Here is a 16851-nt window from a genome sequence, read left to right on the forward strand (position 1 = left end):
TGCAGCGCGGGCTTTGGCCCGCGGTGCGTCAAATCAGTTCAGTGGCGAATGCGGGGGCCTGAAAGGGGGCGGCATCCGAGTTCTTCCGGAACACGCGTGCAGCAAAGTAGTAGAGCGGAGCAACAACCGCCAGCCCGACGATCCACGAGATGTCCACGCCGCCCATCGCTGCGGCCAGTGGGCCCGTGTAGATCGCTGTTGCGGAGAACGGAACCTGAATCAGGGCGCCGGCAACATAGGAGCCGATCGCCACCCAGTTGAACCGTCCGTACACGCCGCCGTCGCGCTTGAAGAAGTCTTCCACCCTGTAGTCGCCGTGCCGGAGAAGGTAGTAGTCCACCAGGTTGATGGCCGTCCAGGGTACCAGCACGTACATCAGGAAGGAGAGGAAGTTCGTGTAGAAGAGGATGAAATTGTCGCGGGCGAACAGCGCGATCAGGACGGCGAGCGTGAAGAGGATGAGTGCCGCAACGCTTCGGGTCTTGGCGTGGGGCAACCAGTTCGGCTTGAACGTCTGGCCAATGGTGAGGCTGCACAGGACGCCGCAGTAAAGATTCATGGCGTTCGACGCCGCAACCCCGAGGCAGAAGATTCCGATGACGATCATGGTCCATGGTTGGAGAAACGCTCCCAGGCTGCCGACGATTTCGACGGTGCCGGCGTCGTTGCTCAGCGTCGCGGCGAGCGTTCCCACCAAGGCACCTAAGACCATGGGGAACAAGGTGCCCAGGACGCAGCCTGAGTAGGACGCCCAGAACGCCGGGGCCGAGCCAGTGCCCTGCGGCATATAGCGGGAGTAATCCGAGACGTAGGGAGCGTAGGCGAGCTGCCACAGGGCGGATACAGAGATGGTGCCCATGAAGCCAACCCAGTTGAAGTTTCCCTGGTCCAGGAAGCTGGCCGGCAGTCCCTGGACGAACAGGATCCAGGCGAAGGCCAGCAGCAGTGCTACGCCGGCCACGACGCTCAGGAAGCGTGCATAGGCATGAATGAGCCGGTAGCCGAAAATCGTGGCAATGACGCTGACGACGCCGATGATAATGATGCCGGCGTCAACACTGATGCCCGGGCTGACTGCGGCCATTGCTTCCCCGCCAAAGACGAGGTTGGCCGCGAAAAACCCGACGTACATGATCACCACGATGACAACGATCAGCAGCGCCCCGTACGAACCGAACTGGCCGCGGGTCTGGATCATCTGCGCCACGCCCAGTTGCGGGCCCTGGGCAGAGTGCAGGGCCATGAAGATGCCACCGACGACGTTCCCGATGATGATTCCCACGATCGCGGGCACAAAGTGCAGGCCGAACACCGTGGTGGCGAGGCCGCCGGTCACGATGGTCATGATCATGATGTTGGAACCGAACCAGATGGTGAAGAGGTCCCGGGCTTTCCCATGGCGTTCGTTCGCGGGGATGGGCTGGATGGTCTTGTCCTCGAGCCGGGGTACTTCTGCCGCGGCATCGGAAGTGGTTCGAGTGCTCATGATGCGTTCCAGGATGCTGCCTGCAGTTCACGGACGGTGTGCGTTTCGGCCTTACTGCGGTTCACCATCAGGGCGAGCAGGTCGAAGACGAGGGTGGCGGCGGCGACCGTGGTGATGTCTGCGTGGTCGTAGGCCGGAGCGACTTCGACGACGTCGGCGCCCACAATGTTGATGCCGTTCAGTCCGCGGAGAAGGGCCAGGAGTTCGCGGGAGTGGAGCCCGCCCATCTCGGGGGTGCCGGTGCCCGGCGCGTAGGCCGGATCCAGGACGTCGATGTCGATGGAGACGTAGACCGGGGTATCGCCGAGCCGTTCCTTGACCTGCGCGATCGCTGCCGGGACGCCGATGACGTCCAGGTCCGAACAGCGGATGATCTGGAAACCGAATTCGTGGTCGCGCAGGAAGTCGTTGCGGTCATAGACCGGCCCGCGGATGCCGACGTGCATGGACTTGTCTTCCACCAGGAGGCCTTCCTCGAATGCCCGGCGGAAGATGGTTCCGTGGGTGACCGGCTGGTCGAAGTAGGTGTCCCACGTGTCCAGGTGGGCATCGAAGTGCAGCAAAGCCACGGGTCCGTGGACCGTGTTCAAGGCCCGCAGCATCGGGAGGGCGATGGTGTGGTCTCCGCCGATCGAGATGAGCTTCTTGTCCTCACTGATCAGGGGCAGTGCCTGCTCTTCAATTTCGCGGACTGCCCGTGTGATGTCGTAGGGCGTGCAGGCGATGTCGCCGGCGTCCACAACCTGGGCTTCGTAGACCGGCGCGACGTCCAGTTCGGGGTGGTATCCGGGACGCAGTAGCCGGGAGGCTTCGCGGACTGCGGCAGGACCGAACCGGGCGCCGGGGCGGAAGGACGTTCCGCCGTCGAAGGGTACGCCGACGATCGCAATGTCGTAGTCCGGAACGCGGTCGATTTGGGGAAGCCTGGCGAATGTGCCGAGGCCTGCATACCGGGGGACTTTTGTTGCGTCGACGGGGCCGATGGGCTTGTGAGCTGTCATGCCGGGATCCTTCGGTTCAGTGCTGCCGGGCGGTGACGCCGGCGGCGTTTCGGGGAGGTGTTGGGCCGCTCGCCGTTGAGCGGGAAGTAAGTAATCCAATTCTTGGTGACGCGCATCACGGCGTATAGCGGTAGATTGACTACAAATGGCCGAGGCTCTTATACATATGTCTAGAGAGCCTCCGGGTGGGCTGGAAACCAAGGAGCTGGGAGCGCAATTCCATGGCGATTACAGTGGCCGAGCTCGTGGCGGAACCCCAGCTGGGCCTTACGCTGCTGGCCGGTTCCGCAGGCGCTGGCAACCGGGTCACCTGGGCCCACACGTCTGACTTGCCGAGGCTGTGGGAATGGGTCACCGGTGGCGAGCTGATGATGACCAACGGCCTCTCCATCCCGGCCGATGCTGCCGGGCAGGTTGGGCTCGCCGAGGCGCTGGTGGAGGCGGGCGCGAGTGCGCTGGCCATCGGAGAGAAGATGCACGCGCCGGAGCTGTTGCCGGAGTTCCTGGCGGCTTGTGAGGGGCTGCCGCTGCCGCTGATCAACGTGCCCTATCCGCTGCCCTTCATCGCCATCGCGCGAACGGTGGCTGAATCCTCCCTGTTGGAGGAATCGCGGCGCCTGCGCCAGACCGCCCGGATATACGACCTGCTCCGCACTGCCGGAACATCCGAGGACCAGTTGCAAGGCCTTCTTCTGGGCCTCGCAGCCGAACTCGATGCGGACCTCTTCGTCGTGGACCGGCGCTGCCTTCATCCATGGCATCCGGACGGCCGGCCGCTCCCGGATTTCCTGCAGGCGGAATTGGCCCCGCTGACCGGGCGGATATCTCTGGCCGGGAAGAAGTTCCAGTGGCACCGGCTTCGGGACAGGCACGTGCTCATGATGGATATCCCTACGCATGCCAATGCGCTCCTGGTGGTGCTGCCCAACAGCGATCCGCACCCGGACGCCGTCGTACTTCTGCATGCGGCAACCGTGCTGGGGCTGGAACTTTCACGAAAAGTCCTGTCCCTGGAAAGCCAGCACCGCCTGGCGGGCGAATTCCTGTTGCAGGCAGTCGACGGTCGGCTGGGAACGGCGGAACTGGAAAGCCGGCTTACGGCTTTTGGTGTTCCGGCGCAGGATTTCCTGGTGGTTTCGATATCGGCCGACGACGGCGAGCGGCTGGCGAACGTCCACGTCGAACTGTGGCGCCACGGCTTTCCGGCCGCTTGCCTGCGGCGCTCCAACACACTTCATGTGGCGGTGTCCGCGGCGGTGACCGACGATATCCTGATCCATTGCGCGGGTCCGGAGGTCCGGATCGGCATCAGCTCGCCGACGTCTGCGCCCGGGATCCGGCGTGCCCTGCAGGAGTCGCTGTGGGCGCTCGGCTCGGCCAAGGGCAATGCCATGAATCTGGCCCGGTACGCCGAAGGTCCCTCGTGGCTGGGGCTCACGAGCTTCGAGGAAGGGACCGCGTTGGTGCAGCGGCTGCTGGGGCCGGTCTTCGCATACGAACAGAGCCAGGAAGGCGACCTCATCGTGACGCTCAGGACCTACCTGGACACCCAGAGATCGTGGCAAAAGACCGCGGCGGCGCTCTTCGCCCACCGGCAAACCGTCATCTACCGCATCCGAAAAATCAGCGAACTGACGGGCCTGGACATGACCGAAACGTCCACATTGGCTCAGCTTTGGTTTGCACTTCAAATCCATGAGGCCATGCATAAGTAGAACGCCAAGCCGACCGTGCAGGCGCGGCGGCCGCTTCCGGAAGCCGGGGACAGCCTAGCCTCGCAACGTCGCCAAGGCTTCAGCCAGCGGCATGCGCAGTGCGGGGCCATGGCCGGGAAGTACCACTGTGGCGTTGATGCCGTCCAGGCGGTGAGTTGCCGCCAGCGCCCCGGCGGGGTCTGTGTGGTACATCCGGTGAAGCATCTGGGGTCCGGACTTACGGCTCACCGGATGGCCGCTAACAAACGAGTCACCTACGGCGATCGCTCCTGCACCGGGGAGATAGATCGAGACGTTGCCCGGGGTGTGGCCCGGAAGCAGGATCGCTTGCGGGCTGCCGGGCAGGCTCCGAAGCCTCCCGGCGTCCCATGCCTGGGCCTGCGTTGCCGGCTTCGCCGTCAAGGATCCTGCTTTGATGACGTGGATCATCCAGCGGAAGACGCGGGGGCGCCAAGCCCGGGCGAGGACCTGACCGAACGTGACCTGGTGCTTTTCCCTCCCTTGGACATGGGCCAGTTCTTCCGGGGCGCACAAGATCGGCGTTCCGTATGTTGTGGAGAAGTAGGCCGCGGAGCCGGTGTGGTCGACGTGGCCGTGGGTGATGAGCACGGCCTGAGCGTCGGCCGGATGCAACCCCAGGTGGCGGATGGACTCAAGGACCAAGGCGCGGTCGGCGGGATAACCGCTGTCAATGAGCATGAATCCAGTGTCGTCGAGGACCACGATCCAGTTGGAGGCTGGTCCTTCGACGAAAAAGACACCGGGTGCCTGCTCTGAAACGTTGGATGAGGGGTGCCATTCATTGGCTCGGAGGTGCACTGGTACATACTAGTCAACGGTCCAGTGAAAGCAGAGGACAACAGGTTGGGCAGAGCTTCCTTTGGAGCGGGTTACGGATTGGATGCCATGAAGTCAGTGACGGCTGCCTCGGTTTGTGCCTGCGTTGGTCCGAGCCAGAACAGGTGACTGGGCGCGAGTCGGCGGTATGACGCACGATCAGGTCGGGCCTGCTGCAGATCGTTGACGAACCCGCTCCCGGAGCGCATCGTCCGGAACAGTTCCCGTGCCCGTTGCTTGTCCTCTCCGGACCAGGTATGCCACCACTCGTTATCGGACCTGTTGGACAGTGCGCCGACCATCCGTCGTAGCCCGGCATCGGAATCAACCAAACGTGCCAACGTCGCCCATGTCAGGCCCTGCAGGGCCGGAGAGAAAACTAACGGGCCCAACAGCGATTCGAGGTGCGTGTCGGGATACGCCCGCGTCGAAGGGGCGCAGCTGTGCAGAACCATCCGGGGCACCAATTCCGGCATGGCCAACGCGGCGTGAAGGGCCTGCATGCCGCCAATGGAGACACCAACCGCCCCTGCAGTCCCGGGCAGGTACATGACTTCCACAGGACCCAGGCGGGTTTGGATCACTCGGGGCTCGCTCACGGTCCAAGCCTACGTTGGGGCATCCTGTCCTCACCCGGCCGCGCGCCAGCGGACGCGCGACCGTCGACTGGTGCCATGAGCACGTGCTGTAATACGCCGGTTTCAGGTAGTCGTAGTCGGGTCCGACTCCTCGTACGCTGACGGGGCCGGAATCGAACCAAGAGTCCAACACACGGTCACGGTGTGGTGGCTCCTGGACTACGCCGACGCTGTTGATTCCGAAGCTGCCGGTTCGGGAATTTGGCAGTAGGGTCCTTCTTCAAACAAGGTTTGTCGGACACGGGAGACATGTAGGACGCCGCCTGGCTTCCTCGGCGTCCTTCAGTTCTGCGACGCCCCGCGTCCACTTGAAAGGTGTGTGGTGCTTCGTCAGCTCGGTCGATCTCTGCCCAGCGACGCGCGGCGGTACCAGTCAATAGTTGGCTTCGTGAGCTTGCTGCTGTTGGCACAATTCCGGTTACTGCAGTGTGACGGGATTTCGTCCTGCCGTCCTTTTGCGCCCGGTCCGTCGTATTTCAACCTCGCCAAAACCACGGCGGATCCACACACAGCGCACACCAGAATGGACTGCATGGTTATCCCCAGCAATCTTTCTCGGCCGGGAAGGCTCTCCGGCCGGTAGTCATTATCTTGCCGTCATCGCCTGTGGCTTCCATTCGTCCCCTTGAGTTGGCCTGCGCTTAGAGTACCGCGTCCGGGGGCGGCCAGGCGTTCGGTGGGATTGCAACAGCCGGACGGGGCCAGGCATTCAGCGAGCCCGGATGGCTGAGAGGATCGCGCTATCAAAAATCAGCGTGATGTGAACAGGATTTGCGCGCGCCAAGAGCCACGGCGTGCTGGCCGGGGAACTGCGGGTTATGCCGGGGCTGCCCGCGCGCCTCGTTCAGGGATGGTTCGATGACACCCGGACATTCCGGTGATCGTTCGGTGATCGTTCGGCGTTCGACCGGCCGCGCGCGACTCAGCTGGCTGCGAGTCCGTCCGTTGTCGCCTTGTCGACAGCACCGCGCAGCCCTGCAGTTTGGAGCTCGGGGAGTGGGCGGCCACATATTGCACGCGCTTCGTTGGCAGACACCCCCAGCATTCGAAGGAGTGCCTCGGCCGCCCGGTCCGTCGTCTCGGCGTCGTCGCGGTCCGGTTCGGCATGGATGAGCTGTCCGAGGAAGGTGGCCGCGCCGACGGCGCACACCACGGCGACATCGACGTCTGTCATTGTGAACCGACCGGACTCGACGCCGGCCTGGATGTCACGCCGGACGCGCGGTGCCAGTCCTGTCTGCGCGCCGAGGATGTCGAAGGCGCTGTGCAGGATCACCTTGCTGAGCTGAGGTTCACGGCGGTGGAAGCGGCCCATCAACCGGAAGCTGGTCGCAAACGCGACAGCGGGATCGTCGACGTCGGTGGTGAGCTCGTCGAGGACCGCGCCGAGCAGGTCCATGACGTGGTCAACCGCTGCCTCGAACAGCTGGTCTTTCGACTCAAAGTGGTTGTAGAAGGAGCCGATTCCAACGTCCGCGGCCTGAGTAATATCCAGCACCGGCGTATTGGTCTGACCTTGAGCCAGGAAGGACTGTGCTGCGCGGACCAACGCGGCGCGAGTCTGCGCCTTGCGTCGATGCGACCGGGTGGGCTCCGGGGACGAGGCTGGGGCTTGGGTCATCGAGGCTCCTTGAAGTCATCCGGTCACAGGAATCTTACCAGCCCCGTCACAGATGAAGAAATCTTCAACTACTCTTGACTGACGATATCTTCATAACCGAAGATATAGTCAGAAAGAGAGGTTATCCATGAACGACCACCACGGCACCCACGGCACCCATAGCGACCTGCACAGTGAGCAAGGCGCGCGGCGAGGTGAACACCGCGGACGGGCGGCGAACCCGATCATCAAGGTGCAGGACATCGCCTGGCTCGAGTTCCAGAAGCCGGACCTGCCCGCTGCAGAGACCTTCGCGCACGCCTTCGGCTTCGCCACGAGCCTGCGCACCCCTGACGAGCTGCACCTCCGGGGCACCGACACCGCAGCGCCGTGCGTGATCGTACGGCGCGGACCGAGATCGCATTACCTGGGTGCCGCGTTCACTGCGGCCGAGGCCTCGGACGTCCTTCGCCTGGCTGACGCGACGGGCGCGACCTCGAAAAAGCTACCGGAGACGATCGGCGGCATAGGGGTCGACCTCGTGGATCCGAGCGGCGCTGCGATTCGCGTCGTCGCAGACACACACAAACTTCCTTCCCTGCCGGCCCAGACGCCCCTTACCTTCAATGCCGGCCATGAGGTGGCGCGGGCCAACCAGGCCCAGCGGCCACTGCGTCAACCAGCGAAAGTCCAGCGCCTCGGTCACGTCGTGCTGCAGAGCACAAAGTACCGTGAAACGCTCGACTGGTACCTGCAGCACCTCGGCCTGATCGTCAGCGACTTCCTCTACTACCCTGGCCAGCGCGAGCGCGGTCCGACGATGAGCTTTATCCGCTGCGACCGGGGTTCGACACCAACCGACCATCACACCATTGCGATGGCGCTGGGCCCGACGAATCGCTACGTGCACTCGGCATACCAGGTGGCCGACGTCGATGCCCTAGCCGCGGGCGGTGAGCTTCTGCGCGACCTTGGCTACCACCATTCGTGGGGGATCGGCCGCCACATCCAAGGCAGCCAAATCTTCGACTACTGGCGGGACCCCAACGGCTTCCTGGTCGAGCACTTCACCGATGGGGACATGTTCGACTGCACTCTCGAGCCCGGTTGGGCACAGATGGCCGCCTCCGGTCTCGCCCAGTGGGGCCCTCGGGCCACCAAGGACTTCCTCGGTATCGCCCGTGGCCGGGAGTCGCTGCGTGAGCTGGCCTCGATGGTCTCCGCGCTCCGCGACGACAACGAGTTCGATTTCGCGAGCCTACGCGGCCTGATGAAAGTAGCCACCTCATGACCACCTCCATCCTGCGTACCGCCGACGACTGGTGGGTCCACACGCCCTCCGGTGCCGCCCGTATCGCCACCCCCGCGACCACCACGGGGGAGCTGCTCGCCGATCGGGCGGCCATCCAAGCCGCGATCGGCGGCAGCGAAACTGTGCCGCTTGAAAACCTCGACCTCGTCTCGCCGATCACAGCGCCGTGCCGCGTGGTGGCCCAGATGACGAACTTCGCCTCGCACGTGAAGGACGCCGGCATGGATCCTGAAAAAATCCCATTGACATTCTTCCGCAAGTCCTCGGGCTCGCTCAGCGGGCCCTATGACGACGTCGTCCGGCCCGGGCACGTGCGGCTCCTCGACTATGAGGCTGAGATCGGCCTCGTGATGGGCCAAGAGACCCCGGTCGGCTCCGTCATCACCGAGGAGACGATCGCCGACTACGTCGCTGGGCTCGTGATCACCAACGACATCTCGGCCCGCGACCTGCAACTCCCGAAGACCCAGTTCTACGAGTCCAAGTCCTACCCGAGCTTCACCCCCACCGGACCGACGCTCGTGCTCTTTGACGCCGAGGACTGGAAGCGCTTCGGTGAGCTGCGGTTGCGGCTGTGGGTAAACGGCGAGATCCGTCAGGACATGACGGTGGCCGACATGATCTACCTCCCCGTCGAGGCGTTGCGGGCACTCACCCGCTTCCAGCACCTCTCTCCGGGCGACCTGGTCCTGACAGGCACCCCTGTCGGCACCGCACTGAGCGCACCACCGAAGCCAGTCGAGATGATCGGCAATCTGCTACCCCCGGCCACTAAGTGGCGCCTGTTCTTCAAGGCCCAGGGCCGCAATCCGAAGTACCTCAAGCACGGTGACGTCATCGAGATCGCCATCAGCACCGACGACGGAAAGCTCGACCTGGGACGCCAGGGCACGATCGTGAGGGAGGCCCGGTGAACGGCATGCCCCTCTGGCCGCAGTACTCCGGCCCAGACGACGTCGTCGAGATCGAGAGGACCCCTCTCTCCGAACGCGGACTTCCGGCATCGACGTACGAGCTGCTGTGCCGAGCCGCCCAGCTGTGGCCGGATCGGACGGCGGCGGCAATACTTCGGAACACTGAGCGTTGGCAGGAACCCGTCAAGCTGACGTTCGCTGAGCTTCTCGCCAACGTGAACCGGATCGCGAACCTGCTGGCAGAAATCGGGGTCGGCCGCCAGGACACCGTGGCCTTACTCTCGCCCAACTGCCAGGAGCTCATCTCCGCGACCCTGGCCGCCCAGGCTGCCGGGATCGCCGTCCCGATCAACCCCGGCTTGTCCGAGGATCACATCGCCGAGCTGCTCCAGCGCTCCGGCGCGCGTGTGCTGGTGGCCGCCGGGCCCGATCTCGATCCCGTCGTCACCGAGGCCGCGTTCAGCCTCGCGAAGAAGGGCCTGGTGGATTGTGTGCTCCTCATGTCACCGACCGGGCAGGCACCAGCCGGCCCGGCAACGACCGTTGGATACGCAAGCGTGGACTACCTGACACGCCGGGCAGCAGACGCGTCGTCCGAGCAGTTCTACGGTGATCAGCCCGGACCAGGCGATCTGGCAGCACTCTTCCACACCGGCGGCACCACCGGCACTCCGAAACTGGCGGCACACACCCAAGCCAACGAGATCGCCGACGCTTGGATGCTCGCAGCCAACGACCTCCTCGACGAGGACGCCGTGTACTTCGCCGCCCTGCCGCTGTTCCATGTCAATGCCCTTGTGGTGACCGTCCTCGCTCCCCTTTTCAAGGGCCAGTCGGTCGTGTGGTCCGGACCGCTGGGCTACCGCGAGCCTGCCCTCTACGGCGTCTTCTGGAAACTCGTCGAGCACCACCGAATTACCACGATGAGCGCCGTCCCAACCGTCTACGCCACGCTCGCCGCGTCCCCCGTGAACGCCGACATCAGCAGCCTGCGCCACGCCCTCGTGGGAGCCAGTCCCTTGCCCGCGGCCGTGCGTGCCGGCTTCGAGACGGCCACCGGCGTCGCCCTCGTCGAAGGGTACGGCCTGACGGAAGCGACGTGCGTAAGCGTACTGAGCTTCCCAGGCGCCACCAAGAGCTCGCTCGGCTGCCGACTGCCCTACCAAGAGAGCAAGGCGGTGCACGTCGACGACGCCGGACACTGGCATGATGTCGGACCAGACACAAGTGGCCTGCTGGTGATCAAGGGCCCGACGGTCTTCCCCGGGTATGTCATAGGCAACGGCCCCGACGGCCTCTTGCTCGACGGCCTTGGCAAACTGCGGGACGGCTGGCTCGACACCGGCGACCTAGGACAGGTCGATGAGGGCGGCTTCGTCCAGCTCACCGGTCGCGCCAAGGACCTGATCATCCGAGGCGGCCACAACATCGATCCCGCACTCGTCGAGGACGTCCTCCTCACCCACCCGGACGTGACCGGCGCAGCGGCGGTCGGCAGACCCGACCGGCATGCGGGAGAGGTGCCGGTGGCCTACGTCACATTGGCCGCGGGTGCGACCACCCGTACCGAGGACCTGATCCGATGGGCGGACGACCGGGTCGGGGAACGGGCGTCCTCGCCGAAGTCCGTCACCGTCGTCGACCAGCTTCCGGTCACTGCCGTCGGGAAACCATACAAGCTCGCGCTCCGGGCGGACGCCACCAGGGTAGCCCTGAGCGAGGCCTTGCGGGAGATGGCCGCCGTGCACGTCGTGGAAGCCGATATCGAGGACGGCACGATAGTCGTCACGGTGAATGCTGACGAGGCATCGCATGCGACCGTCGAGCGTGCCCTCGACGCGTACGGCGTCCGATGGCGGATCACGCATCGGCTTGCACCGAAGGCGGACCGATGATCATCGTCCTCACGATAGCGCTGGTTGGATGCTTCACCATGCTCGGGCTGGCAAAGGTGGTCGGCGCGGCAGGGATGCCCGCCCGCGCCGAACATGTGGGCTTCACCAGCGCCGCCTACAAGCGCATCGGCGCCCTGGAGCTGCTTGCCGCCCTCGGCCTCCTGCTCGGGCTGGTCCAGACGTGGATCGGCCTCGCTGCAGCTGTCGGCCTCGTGCTTCTGATGACGGGAGCCTGCGTCGCCCATCTCAGGAACGGCGACGGTCCACGTGAGATCGCACCGGCGGCGGCCACGACGGCGGTACTCGTCAGATATCTTGTTCTCACTGCGGCGGCAATAGGATGAGCGCCCACAACAATGGCGCGATGCCGGTGGTCGTGGTCGGCGCTGGCCCTTCCGGGCTGGCTGTCGCCACCCTACTCGGGCAGTACGGTGTCGAGTGCCTCGTCCTGGACCGCTGGGAGGGTGTCTACCCGCTTCCACGAGCGGTACATCTCGACGACGAGGTCTATCGCATCCTCAACCGTCTAGGCGTGGCGACGCAATTCGCTGGGCTCAGCCGCCCTGCACGCGGGCTGCGTCTGCTCACACCCGGCCACCGGGTGATCGCGGAGTTCCAGCGATCGGCCGATAGCGGCGCCCACGGCTACCCCCAAGCGAACATGTTCGACCAGCCGGACCTCGAGCAGCTCATGCGCAACAACCTCCGGATCATGCCTACGGTGACCCTGCGCGGCAATGTCGACGTGCTCCGTGTAACCCAAGGCAACGCGGCGGCCCGCGTGGACTTCACTGATCGTGTCACGGGGGCACGCGAGTCGGTCCGTGCCAGCCACGTCCTCGGCTGCGACGGCGCCAACAGCGTAGTAAGGAAGGCCATCGGAGCGGAGATGGAGGACCTGGGCTTCGAACAGCGATGGCTGGTTATCGACATCGACACCTCGGCGCCATTGAACCAATGGGAAGGCGTCCACCAGCTGTGCGACTCCCACCGCGCCGGTACCTACATGCGCGTCGGAGAGGCCCGCTACCGCTGGGAGTTCCGGCTGCTGCCCGACGAGACTGCCGCCGACTTCGCGACGATGGATACGCTCCATCCGCTGATCCGGCCGTATACCGGTGACGTCCCGGTGGATGATCTGCGCGTGATCCGGGTGGCCGACTACACCTTCCGCGCCCAGGTCGCCAACAGATGGCGCGACCGCCGCGTGTTCCTCCTCGGCGACGCGGCTCACCTGAGTCCTCCCTTCATCGGTCAGGGCATGGGGCGGGACTACGAGACGCGATGAATCTGGCCTGGAAGCTCGCCGGTGTTCTTGCCGGCGACCTCCCCGCAACCGCGCTGGCCAGCTACCAGACCGAGCGCAAGCGGCACGCGCGAAGAACCATCACCATCGCAAAGCTGGTCGGCATCACCATGACCGCCGGTGGTCGCGTCGGCACCGCCCTGCGGAGGTTCCTCGCACCGGGCCTGCACCTCGTGACAGGCCTCCCCTCCCGGTCCTGGAAGGCCATACCGCCCGGCTCTCGCACCCGGCTCTCGGCACTTGCCCGCACTTCCGCCGTCGGACGTCTCTGCCCCAACGCGCCGATCTCGGACTCTCCGGACGCCAACCGATTCGACGACATTGCCGGAGAAGGATTCGCGCTGCTAGCTCTCGCGATCCCGACTGAGGAGCGCGAACGGATCCTTCACAAGGGCGCGGCGCCCGTCGTCCCCGACCCCGGATCTGAGCTCCACCAGTGGCTCGTCCGACATCGGGCCGCTGCTGCGGTGGTCCGCCCGGACCGCACCGTAATGTTCACCTCCGACTCCGTCTCCGGGAGCCTCACCCGCCTGCCGTCGTTCCATTCGGCAACCGCGTACGCCGAGCGAACACAGCGATGAAAGGTAACGAGAAAGGGGTGTGTACACCGCCCGGCGCTCCGATACCGGACCGGGGCCGCCCTGGGGGAGAATGCGTTCATGACCAATGACGATCTTCGGCCTGTGTACTTCCTATCGGACAGCACCGGCATCACCGCGGAAACGCTCGGCAACACCTTGTTGACGCAGTTCCCCGCGAACAACTTTGACCGCATCACGGTCCCCTTCATCACCACCGTAGAACAGGCGAGGACCGTGGTCGGCACCATCGACAAACTGGCCTCCACCGGCCTGCGGCCAATCGTGTTTTCCACCGCTGTCAGCAGCGACATCCGCCAGGCCCTGGCCAAGTGCAACGGAATCATCGTGGATCTCATCGGGACGCATGTCGGACAGCTGGAGCGGGCCCTCGGCTCAGCGGCCAGCGGCGAACCGGGCCGGGCCCATGGCCTGGGCAATGCGGAGCGGTATCAATCCCGGATGGCTGCCGTCGAGTACGCCATGGAACACGACGACGGCCAGAGCCTGCGCGCGCTGGAAAAGGCGCAGGTCATCCTGGTGGCACCGTCGCGCTGCGGCAAAACCCCCACCACCATGTACCTTGCGCTGCAACACGGAATCTTCGCTGCCAACTTCCCGCTGGTGGACGAGGACTTTGAGCGGGAGGGCCTCCCCAAACCCCTGAGGCCCTTCGTTGAGAAGTGTTTCGGCCTCTCCTCCAACCCCCTGCGCCTGAGCCAGATCCGCACCGAACGGCGCCGCGGCTCGCCCTACGCGTCGCTGCGGCAGTGCGGCTTCGAGCTGCGCAGCGCCGAGCAGTTGTACGTCTCCCACCGGATTCCGTACCTGAATTCGGCCACGGTGTCCGTGGAGGAAATGGCTGCGACCATCCTGCAGCGCATGAACCTCAAACATTAGGGAAAAGTTTCACAAACCCGGTGTGGCGCACATCATGTGGAAAGAGCGCCCGAGACCTGTCACTGTGGACAGGATTCGCGCCCACCAACCGGCTATCGTCGGGAGCGGGGCGGCACAACCGCATGCCATCATCTGCAAAGGAGCAGTAACCATGACGACAGACATCCTGTGGTTCTCAGAACTCGGACTCAAGGACCTGGACCGGGTAGGCGGGAAGAACGCTTCCCTCGGCGAGATGGTGCAGAACCTGACCTCCGCCGGCGTCCAGGTCCCGGACGGCTTCGCCACCACGGCCGACGCCTATCGCAGCTTCCTGGCGGATTCCGGCCTGGACCAGAAGATCGCCGACAGGCTGGTCGGACTGGACACCGATGACGTGACGGCCCTCGCCTCGGCCGGCCAGGAAATCCGGACCCTCATGCGCGAGACGCCCTTCCTGCCGGACTTTGAAGCGCAGATCCGGGACTCCTACCAGCAGCTGGTGGCCAAGCACGGGGGCTCCGAGGACCTCTCCTGGGCCGTCCGGTCCAGCGCGACGGCCGAAGACCTGCCCGATGCCTCCTTCGCCGGGCAGCAGGAAACCTTCCTGAACGTCCGCGGGATCGAGAACATCCTGGTGGCCATCAAAGACGTCTTCGCGTCTCTCTACAACGACCGGGCCATCGCCTACCGCGTGCACCACAAGTTCGAGCACGCCGAAGTGGCGCTCTCGGCGGGCGTCCAGCGCATGGTTCGTTCCGACGTCGGCGCCTCCGGCGTCATGTTCACCATGGATACCGAATCCGGGTTCCAGGACGCCGTCTTTGTCACCTCCTCCTACGGCCTCGGCGAGGCCGTCGTCCAGGGCGCCGTCAACCCGGACGAGTTCTACGTCTACAAGCCCGCGCTTGAGGCTGGCCGCCCGGCCATCCTCAAGCGTGGACTGGGCGAGAAGGCGCTCCAGATGACCTACACGAGCAACCGCGAAATCGGCCACACCATTGACTTCGTGCCGGTGGAGGCTTCCCTGCGGAACCGCTTCAGCCTCACGGACGACGACGTCGAGCAGCTCGCCCGCCATGCCGTCGCCATCGAGAACCACTACGGGCGGCCGATGGACATCGAATGGGGCAAGGATGGCATCGACGGCGGCCTGTACATCCTGCAGGCGCGCCCGGAGACCGTGCAGTCCCGCCGGGCCTCCGGCAGCCTGAGCCGTTTTCGCCTCAACGGGACCGGCCGGGTGCTGGTCGAAGGCCGCGCCATCGGCCAGCGCATCGGCGCGGGCAGCGTCCGCATCCTGACCGCGATCGACCAGATGGCCGCCTTCAAGACCGGCGACGTCCTCGTCGCCGACATGACCGACCCGGACTGGGAACCGATCATGAAGCGTGCCTCCGCGATCGTCACCAACCGCGGCGGGCGCACCTGCCACGCGGCCATCATTGCCCGCGAACTGGGGATTCCCGCCGTCGTCGGCACCGGGGGCGCCACGGACGCCCTCTCCGACGGCCTCGAGGTGACTGTCTCCTGCGCCGACGGTGAGACCGGCGTCATCTACGAAGGGCTCCTGGACTTCAGCGTCGAGGAAACCGAGATCACCCAGCTGCCCGAGGCCCCGGTCAAGGTCATGATGAATGTCGGTACCCCGGAGCAGGCGTTCACCTTCGCGCAGCTGCCCAACCACGGAGTGGGCCTGGCCCGGCTGGAATTCATCATCAACCGCCAGATCGGCATCCACCCCAAGGCGCTGCTGAACCTGGACGAGCAGCCGGCGGACGTGGCCGCGGAAATCCGGGAACGGATTGCCGCGTACGACAGCCCGCGCGACTACTACATCAAGCGCCTGGCCGAAGGCGTGTCCACCATCGCGGCGGCCTTCGCGCCGGAACCGGTGATTGTGCGCATGTCCGACTTCAAGTCCAACGAGTACGCCAACCTGATCGGCGGACCCGCCTACGAGCCGCACGAAGAGAACCCGATGCTCGGCTTCCGCGGCGCCTCACGCTACCTGGAGCCGTCCTTCCGGGACTGCTTCGACCTTGAGTGCGAGGCACTGTCCTTCGTCCGCAACGAGATGGGGCTCACCAACGTCAAACTGATGATCCCGTTCGTGCGGACCCTGGACGAGGCCCGCGGCGTCATTGAACTGTTGGCGGAGAACGGCCTCACCCGCGGCGAGAATGGCCTCGAGGTGATCATGATGTGTGAGATTCCGTCCAACGCGCTGCTCGCCGACGACTTCCTGGACTATTTCGACGGATTCTCCATCGGTTCCAATGACATGACCCAGCTGGCCCTGGGCCTGGACCGGGATTCCGCGATTGTCTCGGGCGGCTTCGATGAACGCGACCCTGCCGTCAAGAAGCTCCTGAGCATGGCCATCAAGGCGTGCAAAGCGCGCGGCAAGTATGTCGGCATCTGCGGCCAGGGGCCCAGCGACCACGCGGACTTCGCCGAGTGGCTGGTCGGGGAAGGCATCGATTCCGTCTCCTTGAACCCGGACACCGTGGTGGATACCTGGCTCCGGCTCGCCGGCGCGGCAGGCGACGCCGAAGTCGGTGCCGCAGCCGGCGCAGAGGCAAACTGACTCGCCGTGTCGACCTGAGTGCCCGCCCGGGGAACCCCCGGGCGGGCACTCCCTTTAGTTCACGCCCGGGGGAGGACGGGCTGCGCCGCTATCCGCAGGC

At 65.1% G+C, this 16851-nt stretch carries 12 protein-coding genes and 1 pseudogene; 8 read left to right on the plus strand and 5 right to left on the minus strand.

The window, feature by feature from the left end:
* Positions 1-28: 28 nt before the first annotated feature.
* Positions 29-1486 carry a cytosine permease gene (locus FCN77_RS12275; protein WP_137322481.1) on the minus strand — a complete coding sequence of 486 codons (1458 nt, stop codon included), beginning with the start codon at positions 1484-1486 and terminating at the stop codon, positions 29-31.
* Positions 1483-2487 (minus strand): agmatinase, encoded by a 1005-nt coding sequence (gene speB / locus FCN77_RS12280; protein ID WP_137322482.1) that lies wholly within the window; start codon positions 2485-2487, stop codon positions 1483-1485. The genes FCN77_RS12275 and speB overlap by 4 nt, the downstream gene beginning before the upstream one ends.
* Before the next feature lie 221 nt (positions 2488-2708).
* Here speB and FCN77_RS12285 point away from each other — a divergent pair, with 221 nt between their 5' ends.
* Entirely contained in the window at positions 2709-4202 is a 1494-nt protein-coding gene (locus FCN77_RS12285) for a PucR family transcriptional regulator (protein WP_137322483.1), read from the plus strand.
* A gap of 54 nt (positions 4203-4256) precedes the next feature.
* Here the strand turns inward: FCN77_RS12285 and FCN77_RS12290 are convergent, their stop codons facing one another.
* From FCN77_RS12290 to FCN77_RS12300, 3 genes are all read right to left on the minus strand, one after another.
* Entirely contained in the window at positions 4257-5021 is a 765-nt protein-coding gene (locus FCN77_RS12290; RefSeq protein ID WP_137322484.1) for an MBL fold metallo-hydrolase, read from the minus strand.
* Between the two features lie 71 nt (positions 5022-5092).
* Positions 5093-5638 (minus strand): alpha/beta hydrolase-fold protein, encoded by a 546-nt coding sequence (locus FCN77_RS12295; RefSeq protein WP_137322485.1) that lies wholly within the window; start codon positions 5636-5638, stop codon positions 5093-5095.
* A 961-nt stretch (positions 5639-6599) separates the two neighbouring features.
* The gene (locus tag FCN77_RS12300; protein ID WP_137322486.1) at positions 6600-7298 is read right to left on the minus strand and encodes a TetR/AcrR family transcriptional regulator; all 699 of its coding nucleotides are present in this window, start codon (positions 7296-7298) and stop codon (positions 6600-6602) included.
* Between the two features lie 127 nt (positions 7299-7425).
* Between FCN77_RS12300 and FCN77_RS12305 the strand changes: the two genes are divergently transcribed.
* The 7 genes and pseudogenes from FCN77_RS12305 to ppsA all read left to right on the plus strand — a co-directional run bounded on the left by FCN77_RS12305 (position 7426) and on the right by ppsA (position 16751).
* Positions 7426-8568 carry a VOC family protein gene (locus FCN77_RS12305; RefSeq protein ID WP_137322487.1) on the plus strand — a complete coding sequence of 381 codons (1143 nt, stop codon included), beginning with the start codon at positions 7426-7428 and terminating at the stop codon, positions 8566-8568.
* Positions 8565-9503, plus strand: coding sequence for a fumarylacetoacetate hydrolase family protein (locus FCN77_RS12310; RefSeq protein ID WP_137322488.1), 939 nt, complete (start codon positions 8565-8567; stop codon positions 9501-9503). The genes FCN77_RS12305 and FCN77_RS12310 overlap by 4 nt, the downstream gene beginning before the upstream one ends.
* A gap of 5 nt (positions 9504-9508) precedes the next feature.
* A complete protein-coding gene (locus FCN77_RS12315; RefSeq protein WP_137324759.1) occupies positions 9509-11398 on the plus strand; it encodes an acyl-CoA synthetase in 1890 nt (629 codons plus the stop codon).
* On the plus strand, positions 11395-11742 hold the full coding sequence (locus FCN77_RS12320) for a DoxX family protein (RefSeq protein WP_137322489.1): 348 nt from the start codon (positions 11395-11397) through the stop codon (positions 11740-11742). The genes FCN77_RS12315 and FCN77_RS12320 overlap by 4 nt, the downstream gene beginning before the upstream one ends.
* Before the next feature lie 20 nt (positions 11743-11762).
* A pseudogene (locus FCN77_RS12325) lies at positions 11763-13285 on the plus strand (bifunctional 3-(3-hydroxy-phenyl)propionate/3-hydroxycinnamic acid hydroxylase).
* A gap of 78 nt (positions 13286-13363) precedes the next feature.
* The gene (locus FCN77_RS12330) at positions 13364-14182 is read left to right on the plus strand and encodes a pyruvate, water dikinase regulatory protein (protein ID WP_137322490.1); all 819 of its coding nucleotides are present in this window, start codon (positions 13364-13366) and stop codon (positions 14180-14182) included.
* A gap of 151 nt (positions 14183-14333) precedes the next feature.
* Positions 14334-16751, plus strand: coding sequence for a phosphoenolpyruvate synthase (gene ppsA / locus FCN77_RS12335; RefSeq protein ID WP_137322491.1), 2418 nt, complete (start codon positions 14334-14336; stop codon positions 16749-16751).
* The last annotated feature ends 100 nt before the right edge of the window (positions 16752-16851 follow it).

This window comes from Arthrobacter sp. 24S4-2, from assembly GCF_005280255.1.
Lineage (GTDB): Bacteria > Actinomycetota > Actinomycetes > Actinomycetales > Micrococcaceae > Arthrobacter.